General features: G+C 73.7%; 1 protein-coding gene and 1 pseudogene. Both read right to left on the bottom strand.

Going from position 1 to position 1,589, the window contains the following annotated elements:
* Positions 1-175: 175 nt before the first annotated feature.
* Positions 176-622: a protein-tyrosine phosphatase family protein gene (locus L7D48_RS28695; RefSeq protein WP_237884011.1), complete on the bottom strand. Its 447-nt coding sequence runs from the start codon at positions 620-622 to the stop codon at positions 176-178.
* Positions 619-1,589, bottom strand: a pseudogene (locus L7D48_RS28690) (type VI secretion protein); the annotation flags it as partial. The pseudogene L7D48_RS28690 and the gene L7D48_RS28695, both read right to left, overlap by 4 nt.

Here is a 1,589-nt window from a genome sequence, read left to right as displayed (position 1 = left end):
AAGCCTCTCAGCGCCGATGGTACTGCATGGGGGACCGTGTGGGAGAGTAGGACGCCGCCGAACAAAATGTGAAGCCTCGGTCTTCGAGTTTATGACTCGGAGACCGAGGCTTTTTTGTTTTGACGACCGTCGGCGTCAAGGCGAACGGGATTCCCGAGTGGTGGGGGAATCGGCGTCAGGCCGTGAAACGGCGGACGAAGCGGCGCTGCCAGGGGGTTTCGACGGCACGCGGGGAGTAGTGCTCCCTGACGTGGGCGACGGCCTCGTCGCTCGGCAGGCCGTCCAGCGCGGCGAGGCAGGCCAGTGCCGTACCGGTACGGCCGTATCCGCCACCGCACGCGATCTCGACGCGTTCGCTTTCCGCGCGTTCCCACGCCTCGCGCAGGGCCTCGGCCGCTGCGGCGCGGTCCGACGGCAACCGGAAGTCGGGCCAGCGGACCCAGCGGAAGTCCCAGGAGACGGCAGGCGGCTCCTTGCCCAGGAGGTACAGCGCGAAGGCGGGGACAGGGCCTGCGGGGACAGGGTCTGCGGGGAGCGGGCGGCGCAGTCCGCGGCCGCGGACGAGCCGACCGGACGGCAGCCGCAGTACGCCCGCCGCGTCGGGGTTCCAGGCCGTGGTCATGGTGTCGGCCTCGATGCGGTCGGCCCGGCCTCGCCGAGCCGGGGCCACCAGGCGTGTGCCTGGGCCTCCGAGCGCAGCAGGGCCAGGGTCGGCATGCCCGTCGGCTCGCCGTTGACCAGGAGATCGGGCAGTTGGGGGATGGGGGCGACCGCCGCGACGTTGTGGAGGATCAAGGAGAGTGGTGGGTCGAGCCGGCCGGCGGATGACCCTGCGGCCATGCGGCGGCCGTGCTCGACCACGCTTGCGGTGAGAGCCGTGAGGAGCGGCATCGTGCCGGGGGCACGGCGCGGGTCCTCGACGGTTTCGCCCACGACATAGAGCGTTCCCCATTCGGCCGCAAAGGATTCCAGGGCGGCCGAATCCGTACGCGGAGCCGTGCACGCGTTGCGGACGTGGAGCTGGGACAGGCAGGACAGGGCGCTTCGGACGGTGCGGACGGCGGCGTCCCGGCGTTCGGGATGGGCGATCAGGGTCGCCTCCAGCTCACCCGCCGCGCCGGACGCCGCCTTGGGGTGCGTACGCAGGATCCGGACGGCCTCCGAGGAGGAGCCCGCCGAGGCGTTGGCCCAGCGGTGGACCTGGCGGAAGGGCTCTCCGGCCACGGCGGCGGCGTGGAGCCAGCAGCCCAGGAGCGTCTCGGCGGCATCGTGGGCGGCAGCGTCCGCCCGTGCGGGACTGCGTACGGGGGCGAGCAGGGCCGCGGCCCGCGCGGCGGCGGTACGGCGGTCGTCGCAGCCGTGCTGGGGCGACCAGCGCAGCCGTACGGGGGCGTCGGTGAGCTGCTCCGGGTCGTAGACGTGGACGGGACCGAGCTTGGCGCGGGCTCCCGCGGTCTCCGCCCACAGGGCGGGGTCGGCGGTCACGACGAGGGCGGCCCCGGGGGCGGCGCGCAGGGCGTCGGCGGCCCGGACGGTGTGGAGAGCGCCGTACTCGACGCCCGCGGGCGGGCCGGAGAACGCCTCGGGGA

The sequence above is a fragment of the Streptomyces sp. ICN903 genome (genome assembly GCF_022015835.1).
Taxonomy (GTDB): domain Bacteria; phylum Actinomycetota; class Actinomycetes; order Streptomycetales; family Streptomycetaceae; genus Streptomyces; species Streptomyces fenghuangensis.
The sequence above is the reverse complement of the archived record's forward strand: the minus strand, read 5'-3'. Positions and strand labels throughout refer to the sequence as shown.

Bases quoted from the DNA above. Each gene is read 5' to 3' on its own strand.
- L7D48_RS28695 (WP_237884011.1), bottom strand. From the start codon at position 622: ATGACCACGGCCTGGAACCCCGACGCGGCGGGCGTACTGCGGCTGCCG.